Below are 17,167 nucleotides of genomic sequence, written 5' to 3'. Positions count from 1 at the left end.
TCTTCAATGAAGGGCTGGTGTCACGAACGAGACCGTTGGATCACGGGGTGATGACCGGAGGTGGATTGGTCGTCGACTCCGATGGTTTGGCCGAAGCGTTTCGTTGATTGCGTCCGGTGCGGCGTTGGATAGCGGCGCCAACAAATGCCCCGAATAACGGGTGGCATTTCGTTGGTTTGCTTTTAAATTCGGGGTGAAATTGCACAGCCAGAAAGAATGGGTGCGAGGGGAGTTCGAGTATTTCGACCAGACCTCCGTCGGGGCTGAGGCCGGAGAATTGCATACCATGTGCCTCGAATTGGCTTCGGTAGACATTGTTGAACTCGTAGCGGTGGCGATGCCGCTCCGAGACGGTGTTCTCCTGGTAGGCCTTGCTCGCGATCGAATCGGGTTGGAGCGAACAAGGCTGTGCACCGAGGCGCATCGTGCCTCCCATGTTCGTAACTTGTTTTTGTTCGTCCAGCAGGCAGATGACGGGGCTGGGAGTGTCTTTGTCGAACTCGGTAGAGTGAGCTCGTTCTAATCCGACGACATTGCGACCGAATTCGATGGCGGCGCACTGCATACCGAGGCAGATACCAAAGAAAGGAATCTCTCGTTCACGGGCGTAGCGAATGGCCTGCACTTTTCCTTCGACGCCCCGTTCGCCGAAACCGCCGGGGATCAAGATTCCGTCGTAGCCAGCCAAGATCCGTTCGGGGCCTTCTTCTTCGATATCGGCGCTTTGGATTCTCGCGATCCGAATTTGGGCTTGGTGGTGGATACCTGCGTGGTCGAGCGATTCGTAAATCGACTTGTACGCATCCTTGTGTTCCGCATATTTGCCGACGACTGCGATGCTGATCTCGTGTTTGGGATTGCGCAGTGCGAACATCAAGTTGTCCCACGCATCGAGTTTGAGCGGTTGGCCGGTGAGGTGGAATCTCTTCATCACGAACTCATCGAGTTTGTGATCGCGGAGCGACAGGGGGACTTCGTAAATCGAAAAATCCTTGTCGATTTCCTCGATAACGGCTTCCAAATCCACATTGCAGAAGAGGGCGATTTTTTCGCGTTCTTCGCGAGAGATGTGTTGTTCGCAGCGGCAGATCAGCATATCGGGCTGAATCCCGATTTGACGCAGCAGTCCGACCGAGTGCTGGGTGGGTTTTGTCTTGATTTCCGCAGCGGTCTTGAGGTAGGGGACCAAGGTGAGGTGGATGAAGAGGCAATTGTCCCGGCCGACGTCTTGCCGAAACTGGCGGATCGCTTCGAGGAACGGAAGGGATTCGATATCCCCTACGGTGCCACCGATTTCGGTGATGACGATATCGGTATCGCTATCGGCCATCCGGTGGATCGCCTCTTTGATCTCGTTGGTGATGTGCGGGATGACTTGGACGGTTTTCCCCAGGAATTGTCCCCGTCGTTCCTTTTCAATGACCCGCAAATAGATTTGTCCGGTCGTGTAATTGGAGTCACGCGTCAGCTTTCCGCTGGTAAAGCGTTCGTAGTGGCCTAGGTCCAAATCCGTTTCGCTACCATCGTCCAAGACATAGACTTCCCCGTGCTGGTAGGGGCTCATGGTGCCAGGGTCTACGTTGATGTAGGGGTCAAGCTTTTGCATGCGGACCCGCAGTCCGCGAGCTTCGAGCAGCATGCCGATCGAAGCGCTAGTAAGGCCTTTTCCAATGGAGCTAACAACCCCACCGGTAACGAAAATATGCTTGGTCATGGAATGGTAAACCGACGAATCAGCGGCAAAAGCGTAGTGGGGAGAGACCCGAGCTCCCAAAATCCTAGCATTGATCGTGGGGCATGACAAACGGACAGTTTTTACCTAGGAAGATCCCCCATTTGGGCTCGACGGGGGGGAGGTTCCTGGTTAATCTTCGCAGTTCGAAATTCCCGAACCCGGAATCGTTTCCAGACTATTATCCCCTTTTTTGCCAGCCATGTACGCGATCATTTGTGACGGCGGACGTCAATTCAAAGTTGAAAAAGACCAGCTTCTGGACATCGATTATCGCGACACGGCCGAAACCGGCGATAAGATCGAGTTCGACCGAGTCTTGGCCATCGGTGGCGATGCTGGGTTGAAGCTCGGCCAGCCGACCGTGTCGGGAGCGAAGGTTACCGCTTCGGTGGTCGGTCTTGAAAAAGGCGAAAAGATTTACATCCAGAAGTACCGCCGTCGTAAGAATTACGACGTGCGAACGGGGCACCGTCAAAAGTACACGCGAATCAAGATCGAGTCGATCGACGGCTAAAGGTCGGTGCGTCATCTGTATTTGACGGGGTATCGCGGTTGTGGAAAGACCACGATCGCGGAGCGGCTATCAGGGCTTCTAGGTTTGCCTTGGTGTGATACCGATGCAATGGTCGAAGCGAGTGCCGGTACGACGATTGCCAATATCTTCGCGAATTCCGGTGAGGAAGTCTTTCGCGATCTCGAGTCTGCGGCGATTCGGTCGCTCTCTTGTGCAACGACTCCAAGTATTGTCGCGCTGGGTGGCGGGGCGATATTGAGACCGCAAAACTTATCGCTTCTCAAAGCGTCGGGATGGGTAGCTTGGTTGCAGGCCTCCCCGCAGACCCTTGCCAATCGCATCTCTGGAGATCAGTCGACGGCATCGAGGCGGCCGGCGCTAAGTCAATTAGGGGTGCTTGCGGAGATCGAGGCGGTGCTTGCCAAGCGGTTGCCATTGTATCGTGAGGCGGCAGACCAAGCCTTCGACACCGAAGCGAACGGGATCGACAGTGTGGTGGAGCAGATTGCGGAAGCGTATCAACGGATCGCCGATTGAGTCGTCTTGCTCACGGATCGCTCGGGACGGATGCCCTCGGTTCGTAACGGTTGGATGCGGGCTCTCGCTCTGGGTGCCGGTTTCCGTAGATGGCGGTTGATTGCAGCAGGAACGGTCGTAGCGATATACTGCTACCCGCGCGGGATGCCACCAGTGTGTTTCCGTTACGTGTTCCGTTGTCCGATTGGTACCAGGTCGAAAGAGTATTCTGGATGGATTATTGGATCGTTGCGATCGGACTGCTACTGGGGCCGGCGGTGAACTTTGCGATTTATCAATTCGCATATGGCCCTAGGCCGATCAGTCCTTGGCAGCGTCGCGACTCCCGATGGTGGAGTCGACTTCCCATAGTCGGGTGGCTTTTTCGATGGGGGGATCGGGGCGAGTTGGGCGGTTGGTTTTGGCTGCGCCCAATGTTGATTGAGATTGCGATCCCAATGGTTCTCTATCTGTTGCATCGGCATGCGATGAGCGAGGGAATGGTTTTTCCGGGGGGCGGGCCGGTTCCTCGAATGGCGCTGTTCGGATCGTTCGTCTGTGTCTCGCTGTTGTTTTTATTTTTGGTGGCCGCGACGTTTATCGACTTTGATGAGCGAACGATTCCCGATCTGATCACGGTGCCCGGAACGTGGATTGGCATGGTGGGCACAACGCTCTTTCCTGATTGGAGATTGCGGGAGATCGATCCGGCATCGTTGGCAACGCCGCCGATCGCAAACCGCGCGCTACATGCCAACTCTGCTTTTGATTGGCCTTATTATTGGAGTCAAGGCGGGGATTGGGGGCTGATCATCGGCGTTCTGCTTTGGGGCGGATGGTGTTTCGCATTGCTCAATCGACGTTGGATCATGCGGCGAGGGTTGCGTAAAGCTTGGACCTACTTTTGGGCTGGGCTGGCGCGGGATCCCTGGACCCGATGGGTTGGAGCGATGGGCGCGGTCGGATTGGTTTGGATTGTTGGGACCTATTATTTCGGAGGCCCCGAGCACTGGGAAGGATTGTTGACTTCTCTGTTTGGGATTGGTTTGGGAGGGATGTTGGTTTGGTCCTTTCGATTGGTGGCCGCGTTGGTCATGGGCCGGGAAGCCCTCGGGTTTGGCGACGTGACTTTGATGGCCATGGTGGGGGCGTTTGTTGGCTGGCAAGTCGTATGGATATCCTTTTTCGTTTCCCCCTTCTTCGCATTGCTATTCGTTATCTTGTTCTGGGTCGTCACGAGAGATAGTTCCACTCCTTTTGGTCCGTACCTTTCGATGGGAGTGGCGTATGTACTGTGGGATTGGGCACGGTTGTGGAATGTGGTTTCCGTGATCTTGCTTCCCCCAGAGTTGCTGCTCCTGTTTTGGGGGTTGCTGCTCTTGGTTTTGGCCAGCATGTTGGGGAGCATCGAATTCGTGAAGCGATTAGTGGGATCACGCGAGGGATAAGGAAACAAACAGATGCACCGATCCATCGACTTGAGTTTGCGGCAATGCGCTCTTTACTTTGGCATTTTGGCGATCGTGATCGCTGGATTGGTGGGATTGGGGAACGAGTCGTGGAATCTACCCATGATCGTCGCCGGGGCGGTGGTAGTAGGGCATTTCTACACCGATCGACTGGAATGGTTTTCCCTGCATCGGTACTTGGTGTATCTGTTGATGATCTGCGGTGCGGTCGTCGCTGTTGGTCAGTTTTTGAATCAGTCGGTATCGAATCAGCTCATCGCGGTTGGCAATCTGTTGGTTTATGTGCAGTTGCCATTGATATTCCAAAAAAAGTCCAAACGGGTTTTTGAGCAGTGGGGAGTTTTTCTTCTGCTCGAGTTGGTTGTAGCTGCTTTGGTGAATGACAACGTGCTCTACGGAGTCTTGATGCTCCCCGTTTTGGGAGTGGGGTGCGCGGCGATGATGACGTTGGCGTACTACACATCCCAGGTCAAGCACAGCGAGTCCCAATCGGAGTCTTTGGGGTTCTGGTCTCGATTGTTGTACTGGTTGGGAAGAGAAGCAGCGACGAGCAAGCGGCGATCGGGAATTGCATTGCAAGCCAGCGAGCCGATCGATCGCGTGATCGCCAAGAGCCGGAGAGCTTGGGGGGGCGGTCGCACCAGTTTGGTTCCCCTGACGATGGCGGTTTTGGTTTTCACCGTCGGTTACTTTTACACGCTACCCCGACTGCAGGTGGGGGCGTACGAAGCGGAAAGCTGGGTGTCGGCGAGCGTTGGTTTTTCGGAGCAGGTGTCGCTCCGTTATTACGGTGACATTCGGCAAAACGAATCGCAAGTCTTTCGGATGCAAATGTTCAACGAAAAGACGGGTGGGGAATACCGCCCCAATCAACCTCCCTACATTCGATTGACGGTGTTGCACAAGTACTACGAGGGGCCGACGCGAGGTGTTTGGCAAAAGGGGGATTCCGCTGTCATCCTCGATCAGCGTTTCTTCCGAAGGGTGCCCAAGGCCCAGGAGATGGATGAAACGCTGGTAGAGGGTTCCGATCCGGTTGTCGTTTCGATACTGGAGAAGGCACCTGTGGGAGAGCCTGTAGCGGTGATTCCCCCCTTCTCCCATGCACCTCAACCCAGTGCGTTTTATGCGACGAGAAAGGATTGGCGCTTGATCGACTCGTCCGATGACTCGCGGACCAAAGCGCTCAAACGTCGTTACGCGTTCCGGACGTATGGCTTTTTTGGTGGCGAGGAGCGGTCGTTGCTACCCGATCTGGTGAATACGTTGGACTCGGACGATGGAGACGAAGGGCCTGACGTGGCATTGCGACTTTATCGTCGCGAAGAGCTGACCGAATTCCCTGCGAGTCTTTCCCCCGTCTTGGCAGTGCGGGACGAGATTTTGAGTCAAAGCGATGTGGAACCGACCAACAAACTCGCACGAGCTATGTTCCTCGAGCAATATCTCGCCAGCGGTAAGGACTTCAAGTACTCGCTTCGGCTCACTCCTCCCACCAATTCCCAGATCGATCCCATCGCGGACTTTTTGATCAACAAGAGGAAGGGGCATTGCGAGTACTTTGCTTCCTCCCTGGCTATGTTGCTTCGATCGATGAACATCCCAACACGAATCGTAAGTGGTTTCCGGCCGAGCGAATACAACGAGCTCGGAGGGTACTTCACCGTTCAACAGAAGCATGCGCACGTGTGGGTCGAGGCGTACTTTACCGTCGAGGAGCTCAAAAAAGGAAGGCTTCGCGAACCGATCCCTGCTTGGGTGAGCAAGGGGATGTGGTTGCGCATGGATCCAACGCCGGCGGGCGAGGGATCGAATGCAGGGGCCGCGGTGATACCGTCAGCCGGGCAAACATTGGGGGTCATGCAGGACCTATGGTCGGAGATGATCCTCAACATGGACAAATCCAGGCAAGGGAACATGTTCTCCATTTTCGCCGAGACATCGGAGGGTTCTTATGATGCTATGTGGGCGCAATTTCAGCAGTTTTTCGCGAAGCTTCAATCGAGCAGGTTGATCGGAGGATTGGCATCTCCCGATCGCTGGTTTTCGTGGCGAGCAGCGGTGGTGATTTGCGTGGCGGGTGCGCTTTCCGTGCTCGGCTACCGGACCTCGTTGTGGTTGTTCCCGCAATGGACCCCGAGGTTGGCGGTAACACGCAAAAAGAAATCGACCCGCACCTCGATCGCGTTTTACAATCGACTGGTCAAAGCCTTGAAGCGGCTCGGGTTCGAAAAAGCTTCTTGGCAGACACCGCAGGAGTTCTTAACCGCTGTCCGAAAACAACTGGAAGTAGAATCGATTCTCGTCGACGACCGCTCGCTCGACGATCGATTGCTCGCGGATAGTTTTTATCGTGTCCGCTATGGTGGCGAGGCTTCGTTGGATGCGCCAACCCTAGCGTCGTTGGAACGCGAGCTGCGCGCGTTGGAAACGATCAAGCGATCGAGGAGATGATCCCCTAGCGTTTGGTCCTGTCCGGGGTCATCGCGACTTTGAGGAACTGATTGCGGCGCAAAAGATGGAATTGGGCTGCGCTCGCGGTTTGGAAGCTGTTGTTGGCCATGACCCAAGCGAGATGTTTGAGGTTGGGAGTTTTCCAATCCATCACACCCACGATGATGTCGCCGGTACTCAGAGCTTGCCGTGCTGCAGGACTGTTCGGACGGACCTCGACAATCTTGAGTCCTCCTTCGTAGTCTTTGCCGATCGGTTCGACTTGCGCGGCGGGGACGGGAACAACGCGGATTCCGAGTTTGTCCCAAGCCATGCGGAGAATATCGGATTCATCCGAAACCGATGTCTTTCTAGGAAGGACCACGTTGTGCACGAGGGTTTCGCCACCGCGTTGGAGTTCGAGCTCGATCGTTTCTCCCGCAGGAAGCCCCAGCAGTGCGAGCTCGATATCCAGCGGTGTTTCAACCTTTTGGCCACCGATGGAGACGATTTCATCGCCGGGTTTGAATTCTCGCGATGATTCTTTGCTGCTGTTGCTTCGGTATTCGTCCAATACCAGTTGCATTCCATTGTCGGTGGAAATGCGAGAGCAGACCAAGCCATGCGATCCTGTAGTCCGGTATTGGGCGACAAGTTCGCTCATTACCGAGATCGCATTATCGATGGGGATCGCGAACCCGATTCCTTGAGCGCCGACTCGGACGGCCACATTGATACCGATGACTTCCCCATCGATATTCAGCAATGGACCGCCCGAGTTTCCTGGGTTGATATCGGCGTTCGTTTGAATCAGGTCAGTGTATTGTTGCGAGCCGTTGACCGGGATGTCCCGATGGAGCGCGCTGATGATTCCCACGGTTACGGTGTTCTGATAGCCGAAGGGGTTGCCGATGGCGATGACAGATTCTCCGCGAAGGAGATTATCGCTGCGTCCAACATGAATGACGGGCAAGTCCTTGTCGACGTTGATTTTGATCATAGCAAGATCCGTTTCGGGATCGTAGTTGATCAAGTTCGCGATGGTGGTTGTTCCATCGGCAAGGGTGACTTCGATCTTTTGAACGGCATCGACCACATGGTAGTTCGTGATGATCAGGCCGCGTCGGTCGATGATGACGCCGGTCCCCATGCCGTTGACTTCCTGAACGGTCGACACCCCGTTGGTCCCGGTGTTGGTGACCGTCTTGTTGCCTTGGATGTTGACGACAGCAGGCTCGGCTTTGCGAATGGCGCGAACGATGGGAGTGACCCGATCGTTTTCTTGTGCCCAAGCAGATGAGCAACCTACGAAATGGGACGTAGGTCCTACCCAAAACGAGGTGGCTAACAATCCGACGGAGATTGCCTGCAGCCGTTGGGTTAGGGTGCGTAGTTTCATGCTGGTCCGAAGCTTGGGTACGGAAGCGGATACTGGGTAGCCAAACCGGCTAGTGCGCGTGGCTTGCTAGCAATGCGGGAACGGTTCGGTAACGGTAGGATCGGTTGTTCCAAAGAAGCGGCATGATCTGCCGCACGGAAGCTATCCCAAGTCGACCCACGCGACAGTCTCTTTCCAGGTTCGCCAGTTTGACAATTTTCCTCCTTCTTATGGCAGTCATTGAAATAGGCGACAGGCCAATGGTAGATTGCGCGGTCTAGGATGGAGTCGAGGCTCCGTCACCTCCAGGTCTTCCAAGGATTGAGGAAATCGAAGCATGCGCTGCCCCTACTGTTCCAGTGACAACGACGCGGTTCGCGATTCAAGGAGTGTCGAGGACGGCAAGGCCATACGCAGGCGTCGATATTGCAATCAATGTTGTCGTCGGTTCACCACCTACGAACGAGTGGAGGGGCTACTACAAGTCGTGAAGAGGGACGGAAGCCACCAAGATTTCAGCCGGGCTAAGATCGCTCGGGGACTGCAAGCGGCCTGTTGGAAACGGAAGATCAGTGTCGAGCAAATCGAACGACTGGCCGCGGAAATCGAGTCGCACATCCTCGATCAGTACGAGAAAGAGGTTTCGAGCGAGGAGATCGGTGGTCTGTGCATGGAGTATTTGCGGGAGGTCGACCAAGTCGCTTTTGTTCGGTTCGCCAGCGTGTACCGCCGGTTTAGCGACATTCAAGATTTTGTGGAGGAGTTGCGGCCGATCTTGAAACGGAGTCAAAAGAGCTGATCGGGACTCGACAAAACGCTACAATTTGTCGCATGAACTCTTGGATCGCACTGGCTCGCCCGCCAGGGGTGGGTTGGAAGGCTCTTTCCAGGGGGACTTTTTTCTATTCAGCGACGTTTCTCATCGAAAATCACCAGGGTACTATCATCGCCACGGCTACCGCAATCGACCCTCTTCAGGAACGCTGGAAGCATCTCGCGGGGCTTATCGATCAGGCTTTGGAGACACGCATCGCAGGATTGTCGGAGGATTGCCCCGATCGATTGCGGGATTCCATGCGGTATTCCTTGTTAGGACCTGGAAAAAGACTGCGTCCGGTCCTTTGTTTGCTCGCCTGCGAAACGCTCGGTGGTACGGCCGCGTCTGCGATTCCTTCTGCGATCGCTTTGGAAATGATCCACTGTTACTCGCTCATCCATGACGATTTGCCTGCGATGGACGATGACGATTTGCGTCGTGGACGGCCGACATGCCACATCCAGTTCGATGAGGCGACGGCCATCCTGGCCGGGGACGGTCTGCAGGCACTCGCTTTTCAGACATTGATGGAATCGGAGATGTCTCCTAGTCAGCAAGTGCAAAGCCTGCTGGTCTTGGCCAAGGCGGCGGGACCGGAGGGGATGGTTGCGGGGCAAGTCGACGATTTATGGGCCGAGAAACATGGAGGGGACGGCAGGTTGCTGCAATCGATCCATGCCCGCAAGACAGGCGCGATGATTCGAGGATCGGTCGAATTGGGGGGGATCGCGGCAGGTGCATCGGAGAAAGATCTGCGCGTGATGTCCCAATATGGCGATGCAATCGGAATTGCTTTCCAAATCGCCGATGACCTACTGGACGTCGAGAGCACCGCGGAGAACACTGGAAAACGGACTGGAAAAGACCAGGAACGTGGCAAGTTGACTTATCCCTCCATTTACGGGGTGGAGGATAGCAGGGCGAAGGCCCGGGAATTGGTTCTAAAGGCCGTCCGGTTGGTGGAACCTTATGGAGCTGCGGCAGTGCCCCTTCAGCAACTAGCAAAATACATCATCGACAGGAGTCACTAGGCATGCACGAACTGCTTTCGAAATTGGAGTCCTCTGAATCTCTGCATTCGATGAGCATCGAGCAGCTCGAGCAGTTGGGGAGCGAAATCCGAGATGTGCTCTGCAATCTCTTGGCGACCCGTACCGCTCACTTTGCCTCGAATCTCGGAGTCGTGGAGCTCTGTTTAGCGTTGCATAGTGTTTTCGACTTTCGACGGGATCGATTGATCTGGGACACCGGGCATCAGATCTATCCACATAAATTGATAACCGGTCGTTACAACGATTTTCAGAGCATACGCATGAAAGGGGGATTGATGGGTTACCCCAATCCTTCTGAAAGTGAGTATGACTTGTTTATGACCGGCCATGCCGGCTGTTCCGTATCGACCGCCCTCGGATTGAAGAGCGGCGACGATCTTCAAAATGAAGGAAGTCGAAAGAGCATCGCCGTGATCGGGGACGGAGCATTTCCGTCGGGGATCGTCTTTGAAGCGATGAACAATGCCGGGGAGCTAAACTCGGACTTGATCGTCATCCTCAACGATAACAAGATGTCGATTTGTCCACGCGTCGGTGCGGTCGCCAATTATCTGGATCGTTTGCGAACCAACCCCTTCTATACCGGGCTCAAGAGCGAGGTAGTGAAGGTACTCAACAAGCTCCCGCTGTTCGGCGATCCCGCAGAGAAACTCTTGGCTCAAATCAAAGAGGGGGTCAAGGCGGGGATGGTCGGCGGCATGTTGTTCGAGGAGTTTGGATTCCGCTATATCGGTCCGATCGACGGCCATGACATCCATCTGATGCGAAAGTACTTGGAGATGGTGAAGAATCAGAAAGGTCCGACGTTGCTCCATGTGGTGACCGAGAAAGGGCGAGGATACAAGCCCGCGGAACGGGATCCCGTCTACTTCCATACTCCGCCTGCATTCGAGGACGAAGATGGTTCCCCCAAGGTCCGCTCCACCCTGGAGAAGCCTGCGTTCACCAACTTCGCTCGCGATGCCATCTTGAGCCAGATGCATAAGAATGAAAAGGTGACGGTGATGACCGCGGCCATGTGCCAAGGGAACAAATTGGAACCGGTTCGCGACGCCTTCGCCGATCGCTTTTTTGATGTGGGAATCTGTGAATCGCATGCGGTCGCTTTCGCTGCTGGCCAAGCCAAAACCGGGTTGCGTCCGATCGTTGCCATTTATTCGACCTTCATGCAACGCTCGTACGACCAGATCTTTCAAGAAGTATCGCTGCAGAATCTTCCGGTTTGCATGATGATGGACCGAGCTGGATTGACCGGCCCGGATGGTCCGACGCACCACGGTGTGTTCGATATTGGCTACATGCGCGTTTTCCCGAATATCGTCATGATGGCTCCTGGGGATGCCACCGAAGTAGAACCGATGCTGGAGTTCGCGCTGCAGCACAATGGTCCAACTTCGATCCGCTATCCCAAATCGTCTGCATTGACGTTTGAACGCCCGTGCCAGCCGATCGAGCTTGGGAAATCCGAAACGATTCGTTGGGCGACCGATGGCGCCATCATCGCGTGCGGTGCCATGTTGCAGCAGGCCTTAGCCGCTGCAGATCTTCTCAAGCAAGAGGGGATTGAGGTAGCGGTGATCAATGCGAGATTCATCAAACCGCTCGACACGGAAATGCTTGCACAAGTGTTCGAAGAATGCCGATTTGTCGTGACGGTTGAGGAAGGTGCCTTGATGGGTGGATTTGGTTCGGCAGTTCTGGAGACGGCCTGTCAGCACGGTTGGGATACTCGAAGTCTCCGGACGCTCGGATTGCCCGATCGGTTTATCGAGCATGGTGAAAGGAACGACCTCCTCGCCGATCTAGGCTTGGATGCAGCTGGAATCGCAGTCGCCTGCCGAACTCTCAGCGCTCGTTACTCCGACGCTAGCCACGCGGGAGTGTGATGCCACGTGTCTGAACACTCCGTTGCATCTTGGAGGTCCCTGGGGCGCGAGAAACCTCGCGTCGTTGTGCTCGCTGCACCGAATCGACCCCGGGTGGAGTCGGAGTTGCCGAAACTGCTGCCTTGCATCGAACGTCATGCCGAAATTGTCGCGGTCGACAAAGCGTTTGAATATGACTTTGAGCATTGCACTTCCGATCTCGTCGTGGTGCTTGGCGGGGACGGGTCGATCCTGCAATCTGCGAGGCAGATGAAGCATCGGCAGAAGCCCGTGTTGGGAGTGAATCTCGGGAAGCTCGGATTCCTGGCGGCGATACAACCCGACAAATTCATGAATGTTTGGCCCGAAATCGCGAAGGGGCATTTCACCCTCACCAGTCATTTGATGTTGCAGAGCGATGTGTATCGCGGAGACGAATTGCTCCATTCGATGATCGGGCTGAACGAAGCGAGTATTCTCGGGGGACCGCCTTATTCAATGCTTTACATCGATCTTTTCATCGACGCAGCCTTGGCCACCACCTATGCGTGCGATGGCTTGATCATCAGTACTCCCATCGGTTCGACGGCGCATAATTTATCCGCAGGGGGACCGATTCTACGCCGAAATCTGCAAGCCTTTGTGATCTGTCCGATCAGTCCCCATACCCTGACGATGCGTCCGGTTGTCGATACGGCGGATCGGGTGTTTGATCTGATGCTCCGAGTCGATCATCCCACCGCGAGCTTGGTCGTCGACGGACGGGTGGTTTGCCATCTAGAACGAGATATGAAGGTTCGCATCGCTCGCGCGGATTCGTCCTTTCAGTTGATCGGTGTCCCTGGGCATGATGACTACCAAGCCTTGAGAGACAAGCTGGGGTGGAGCGGCAAGCCCAGGTTGGCGGAATAACTATGGGGTTGGAGAAGTCCGAAGCGATCCTGTTGCGTTCGGTCGCATGGAGCGAAACAAGCTTGGTGGTGACTCTGTTCACCCGCACCCATGGTAAAGTCTCCGCGGTGGCCAAGGGGGCTAGGCGGCTGAAGAGCCCGTTTGAGAACGCGCTCGATTTATTGGCCAAGTCCCAGATTGTCTTCATCGAGAAGCTGAACGATACCCTCGATATTCTTACCGAGGCCAAATTGGTGCGTCGGTTCAAAGGTGGTCAACATTCTTTGCTATCACTCTACGCAGCCTATTACCTCGCTGAGCTGACGCATGTGCTCACCGAGAACCATCAACCCATGGAGGAACATTTCGACGTTCTCGATGCGTCGTTCGTTAAGTTGGATGAAATGGAGGATCCTGCGAAGGTCGTGCTTCGATTTGAGATGGAATTCCTGCGAGCGCTTGGTCATTTACCGACGTTTGAGCTTTGCGCGGGATGCGGGAATTCTGTAGAGTCCGGGCGGAACCGAAGCTACTTGTTCGGAATCGACGCGGGAGGAGTGCTTTGTGATTCTTGCCTCGCAGGTCAACGGTATGTCCTGCGATTGCGCGAGGAGACAATCACTTTCCTGCGAATGGTTGCATCGGACGGCGATGGACTGGTCGACAGCGTGGGTAGTTACCGGGACCTATCCCCCACCACGCGAGGCGAAGTTCGATTTGCGATGGAGAAGTTCATTACCCATTTAGCGGATCGGCGATTGCGACTCATGGATTTCTTGGAGGAACTAAAACGTTGAGGAAGACCAAAAAGCTTCATAGCCTCCGGGTGAACCCTCGCACTTGGATGGTGCAGATCGTGTCTGGGATTGCACCTCAGATTCGATGGATGCATTTCGCCTGGGTCGTTTCGCTTTCCGGCTGCGCGACGCTGGGACTCACCAAGAAAGAGGACGAATACGATCTGGCCAAGCGAGCGATCGAGGGGTACCAAGACGCCGAAGGGAACTACGTGCGTCCCGAGGGGCGACTCGCCGAAAAACAACGGAAGAGCAATATGCCCGGATTGCTCAAAAATGTTCCTTTGATCGGAACCAGGCCCGCCAATCCCACGCTGGCCAAGACGCAGTTTCAACAAGCGGAGGAGACCTATCGCCAGGCCATCGACTTGTTCAAACAAGCGCAAAGTAGCCCGGAAGAGTCCCGTGATTCCCAGATCGCCGCGGCCGCTGAGTTGTTTGAAAAGGCTGGGAAACAGTTCGACGAGGCAGGAAAGAATTGGATCAGCTCCTACCTGCATCAAGACTCGCTTCTCATGGCTGCAGAAAGCTATTTCTTTGCCGAGCGCTATCCCAAGGCAGAAGATCGATACGTCAGGCTGGTGAAAGACTACCCCCGCACACGCTATCAAGACCATGTCGACAAACGGCGGATGGAAATCGGACTCTATTGGAACCAGTTCGATGATCAGTTCTACCATGTGAACTTCACCGACAAACGGAAACCGTGGAATGACACAGCCAAACATGGTATCCGCGTTTTGGAGAAGATGCGGCTCGACAGTCCGACGGGGAAGCTTGCGGATGACGTAACCATGGAACTGGCATCGAGCCATTTCCGAAATCAAAAGTGGATCGAGGCGCTCAATACGTATGACGAGCTCATCATGACATATCCCGATTCCCGACATCTCTACAGCGCTCATTTGCTCGGCATCAAATCCGCACTCGAATCCTATCGAGGCCCCGATTATTCCTTCGATCCGTTGGACAAAGCGGACAAGTTCTTCCGGAATTTGAAACAGTTTCCGGAGGATTATCGCCGCGATAAAGATGAGATCGACCGCATGTACACCGAGTTGGTGAATCGCAAAGCGGAGAGGCTTTATCACAATGCGGAGTATCGATTCAACAAAGGGGAGGCAGGCGCGGCGCGGTTAAAGTGTGAGGAGATCATTGAAAAGTTTGATCAAACCGCCTTTGCACAACCTGCCCGGGATATGCTCGCCAAGCTGAAAGAGATGCCCGATGAACCGACTCCGTATTTGTCCGAGTTGACGGTTCTGTTTCCAAGTCGCGATAAGACCGCTCCGCTCCGCAAACCCCTTCCTGAGGAAGTGATCGAGTCGGACCGCAAAGAGCGCGAAGCGAGAACGGCAAGGCTCTTGGAATCGACTCCCGTCGAAGGCGGAGTGATTCGAAGATGACCAAGAGCCTCGCGGGTGGAGTATTCCTGTTGCTCCTGTCGGTTTGTATTCCGGGATGTTTGGGATACAACATCGGCACGCGCAGCTTGTACCGAAACGATGTTCGGACTATTCACGTTCCGATCATCAAATCCAATTCATTCCGACCGGAGTTGGGAGTACAGCTCACCGAGACGCTTCAAAAAGAGATCGAACGAAGAACCTCCTACAAACTGGCCGATTTGGGTACTGCAGATTCCATTCTTACCTGCCGGATGACGGGCGATTCCAAACGAGTGATCGGCGAAACAGGAACGGACGAACCTCGTCTGCTTCAAACGGTGATGTCTATCGAGATGAGTTGGGTCGATCGACGCAATCTTCCTTTGGTCGAGACACGTTTTCTGCCACCTGGAGAGACGAGCTTCCTCTTTTCGGATAACGCGGACTTCGTTCCAGAAGCGGGGCAATCGATTTCGACGGCGAATATGAGAGTGGTGGAGCGATTGGCGAACCACATCGTCGATCAGATGGAAGCCCGCTGGTAAGGATGGATGATGCGAGCGGTGTTGCAGCGTGTTTCGAAAGCATCCGTAACGGTTGAAGGAACGGTTGTTGGCAAGATCGATCGAGGATGGATGGTTCTCCTCGGAATCCGCAGGGGAGATTGCCGCGAAACAGCAAAATGGCTTGCGGAAAAATGTGTCGGACTCCGAGCCTTCAGCGACGAAGCAGGAAAGATGAACCTATCGGTTCGCGATGTTTCGGGCTCGATGTTGATCGTGAGTCAGTTCACGCTCTACGGCGATTGCATCAAAGGCCGGCGACCTAGCTTCGATCAAGCGGAGGAGCCGGGGATCGCAAACGAATTGTATGAGTTTTTCTGCGAGCAAGTCGCCGCGCAAGGGGTTTCGGTCGAAAAGGGAATCTTTCGTGCCGACATGCAGGTATCGCTCGTCAACGACGGTCCGGTAACCCTGATCGTGGAGCGATGATAAGGCTCGACATGCTGCTAGAAAGTCGATAACTCAATCGCAGCTCGCACAGCATGCCTAGCAAGACAACGGGTAGGAGTGGGATTTGCCAGAGCGCATACACATCGGGCGCGAGCACGAAGGCAAGTGATAGGGTGACAAAGTAACAGATGCCGCGTCGCGGGTCAGTCGCCAGCATCCAAACGATCGGAAGCAGAAGGATGCACAGATCGTAATGGTAAAAATGAGGACTGAGCAGGATCGTCGCCAGCATCCACGTCATCCAGCGTTTGGGATCGTTCCAGCGCGATCGATCTTCCACGGCGGCGAGGAGCGCATAGAGGGCTAGCGGGAGACTGATGGCCATCTTTCCCCACCCAGACCAACCGATAGGCAGGCTGCTCGCCAAGCTGATCAGATTGCAGGACCAATCGAGATGAAAACCGTGTTGGTCGGTGTAGCGACCGGCGGTCGATGCGATGGACAGAAATCCGGCCCATGCTTCCTGCGGGAAGAACCATATGGCAGCCCCCCAAAGGACTGCCGTCGACAGAGCCATCCCACCTAAAAATCGCCATCGGCGATCGAGGACCATCAAGAGAGGGAGGAGGAAGCAGAGAGTCGGCTTGATCGTTACTAGACCGGCCACCAGTCCTGCTGCAAACCATCGCTCCTGTTTCAGCCAGCGGCATACGATCACAAAAAGGAGGAGCCATAGAACGCTCTTTTGCGCCAAGGTGATCGATAGGAGTAGAGGCGGAAAGAGGAGCACTGCAATCCAAAGATAGGGACGTACGCCTGGTGCTTGTCCCTCGATGGACTGCAGAAGAATCGATGCGAGGCAAGCGGCGCTGAGTAAGAACGCCAGCCAGCCCATCACTGCAAAGCGATACGGCAAGGCTCCCCAGGGGGAAAAGAAAAGATAATGGGGAGGTGGGTAGACCGGAGGGAAAAACTGATTGGCATCCCACTCAAATCCGGTGACCATCGGCTCGTGTTGCGAGGCGATGAATTGTTCGGAGTAGACCGACCCGATCTGTCCGTTCCAGATCATGTGCCCTCCGATCCATTCCTGCAAAAAGTCCGCGCCGTAGGGTGTGGATTGGAGGATGGTGGACCATTGGTAGTTGGGAGAAAAAAACAAGTAGATGCACCCGACTAAAAAAAACGCCAAGACGGGTAGCAATTGCCGATACGGCCAAGAGGTTGTGAGGGGTCCGTTGGTCGACGACGCGGCCGTTGGCGATTTGAAATCGTTGGCGCAGTTGTCCAGCATCGTGGGAACCCACTCGCGGTGGTGAGCATCAAAAGGGAAAGCGGTTTTCGGGGATTGTTCCCCAT

At 54.9% G+C, this 17,167-nt stretch carries 15 protein-coding genes; 12 read left to right on the top strand and 3 right to left on the bottom strand.

The window, feature by feature from the left end; genetic code table 11:
- Nucleotides 1-40 precede the first annotated feature (40 nt).
- Nucleotides 41-1,714 (bottom strand): CTP synthase, encoded by a 1,674-nt coding sequence (locus VN12_RS17645; protein WP_146678073.1) that lies wholly within the window; start codon nt 1,712-1,714, stop codon nt 41-43.
- A gap of 220 nt (nt 1,715-1,934) precedes the next feature.
- Here VN12_RS17645 and rplU point away from each other — a divergent pair, with 220 nt between their 5' ends.
- The 4 genes from rplU to VN12_RS17625 all read left to right on the top strand — a co-directional run bounded on the left by rplU (nt 1,935) and on the right by VN12_RS17625 (nt 6,688).
- Nucleotides 1,935-2,249, top strand: a complete 315-nt coding sequence (rplU, locus tag VN12_RS17640; protein WP_146678072.1) for a 50S ribosomal protein L21 — start codon at nt 1,935-1,937, stop codon at nt 2,247-2,249.
- A gap of 6 nt (nt 2,250-2,255) precedes the next feature.
- Entirely contained in the window at nt 2,256-2,786 is a 531-nt protein-coding gene (locus VN12_RS17635) for a shikimate kinase (RefSeq protein WP_146678071.1), read from the top strand.
- A 212-nt stretch (nt 2,787-2,998) separates the two neighbouring features.
- Nucleotides 2,999-4,213 (top strand): prepilin peptidase, encoded by a 1,215-nt coding sequence (locus tag VN12_RS17630; RefSeq protein ID WP_168164484.1) that lies wholly within the window; start codon nt 2,999-3,001, stop codon nt 4,211-4,213.
- Between the two features lie 12 nt (nt 4,214-4,225).
- Nucleotides 4,226-6,688 carry a DUF3488 and DUF4129 domain-containing transglutaminase family protein gene (locus tag VN12_RS17625; RefSeq protein ID WP_146678069.1) on the top strand — a complete coding sequence of 821 codons (2,463 nt, stop codon included), beginning with the start codon at nt 4,226-4,228 and terminating at the stop codon, nt 6,686-6,688.
- A 4-nt stretch (nt 6,689-6,692) separates the two neighbouring features.
- Here the strand turns inward: VN12_RS17625 and VN12_RS17620 are convergent, their stop codons facing one another.
- Nucleotides 6,693-8,066 carry a trypsin-like peptidase domain-containing protein gene (locus VN12_RS17620; protein ID WP_146678068.1) on the bottom strand — a complete coding sequence of 458 codons (1,374 nt, stop codon included), beginning with the start codon at nt 8,064-8,066 and terminating at the stop codon, nt 6,693-6,695.
- Nucleotides 8,067-8,382: 316 nt separating this feature from the next.
- Between VN12_RS17620 and nrdR the strand changes: the two genes are divergently transcribed.
- The 8 genes from nrdR to dtd are packed head-to-tail and all read left to right on the top strand — an operon-like array spanning nt 8,383 to nt 15,847.
- Nucleotides 8,383-8,844, top strand: a complete 462-nt coding sequence (gene nrdR, locus VN12_RS17615; RefSeq protein WP_146678067.1) for a transcriptional regulator NrdR — start codon at nt 8,383-8,385, stop codon at nt 8,842-8,844.
- A gap of 32 nt (nt 8,845-8,876) precedes the next feature.
- Complete coding sequence (locus tag VN12_RS17610; protein ID WP_146678066.1) at nt 8,877-9,893, top strand: polyprenyl synthetase family protein; 1,017 nt, start codon at nt 8,877-8,879, stop codon at nt 9,891-9,893.
- Between the two features lie 2 nt (nt 9,894-9,895).
- On the top strand, nt 9,896-11,800 hold the full coding sequence (gene dxs / locus VN12_RS17605) for a 1-deoxy-D-xylulose-5-phosphate synthase (RefSeq protein WP_146678065.1): 1,905 nt from the start codon (nt 9,896-9,898) through the stop codon (nt 11,798-11,800).
- Between the two features lie 6 nt (nt 11,801-11,806).
- Nucleotides 11,807-12,691 (top strand): NAD(+)/NADH kinase, encoded by an 885-nt coding sequence (locus VN12_RS17600; protein ID WP_146678064.1) that lies wholly within the window; start codon nt 11,807-11,809, stop codon nt 12,689-12,691.
- Nucleotides 12,692-12,693: 2 nt separating this feature from the next.
- Nucleotides 12,694-13,467: a DNA repair protein RecO gene (gene recO / locus VN12_RS17595; protein ID WP_146678063.1), complete on the top strand. Its 774-nt coding sequence runs from the start codon at nt 12,694-12,696 to the stop codon at nt 13,465-13,467.
- Nucleotides 13,464-14,873, top strand: a complete 1,410-nt coding sequence (gene bamD, locus VN12_RS17590; protein ID WP_146678062.1) for an outer membrane protein assembly factor BamD — start codon at nt 13,464-13,466, stop codon at nt 14,871-14,873. Before recO ends, bamD begins: the two co-directional genes overlap by 4 nt.
- Nucleotides 14,870-15,400 carry an LPS assembly lipoprotein LptE gene (gene lptE / locus VN12_RS17585; RefSeq protein ID WP_146678061.1) on the top strand — a complete coding sequence of 177 codons (531 nt, stop codon included), beginning with the start codon at nt 14,870-14,872 and terminating at the stop codon, nt 15,398-15,400. Before bamD ends, lptE begins: the two co-directional genes overlap by 4 nt.
- Nucleotides 15,401-15,406: 6 nt before the next feature.
- Entirely contained in the window at nt 15,407-15,847 is a 441-nt protein-coding gene (gene dtd, locus VN12_RS17580) for a D-aminoacyl-tRNA deacylase (RefSeq protein ID WP_315850172.1), read from the top strand.
- On the opposite strand, the gene VN12_RS17575 is transcribed toward dtd, so the two are convergent.
- Nucleotides 15,810-17,102 (bottom strand): glycosyltransferase family 87 protein, encoded by a 1,293-nt coding sequence (locus VN12_RS17575; RefSeq protein WP_146678060.1) that lies wholly within the window; start codon nt 17,100-17,102, stop codon nt 15,810-15,812. The two genes, dtd and VN12_RS17575, sit on opposite strands and share 38 nt — an antisense overlap.
- Nucleotides 17,103-17,167 lie beyond the last annotated feature (65 nt).

It is taken from the genome of Pirellula sp. SH-Sr6A (assembly GCF_001610875.1).
In the GTDB taxonomy this organism is placed as follows: Bacteria; Planctomycetota; Planctomycetia; order Pirellulales; family Pirellulaceae; genus JBKCUI01.
The sequence above is the reverse complement of the archived record's forward strand: the minus strand, read 5'-3'. Positions and strand labels throughout refer to the sequence as shown.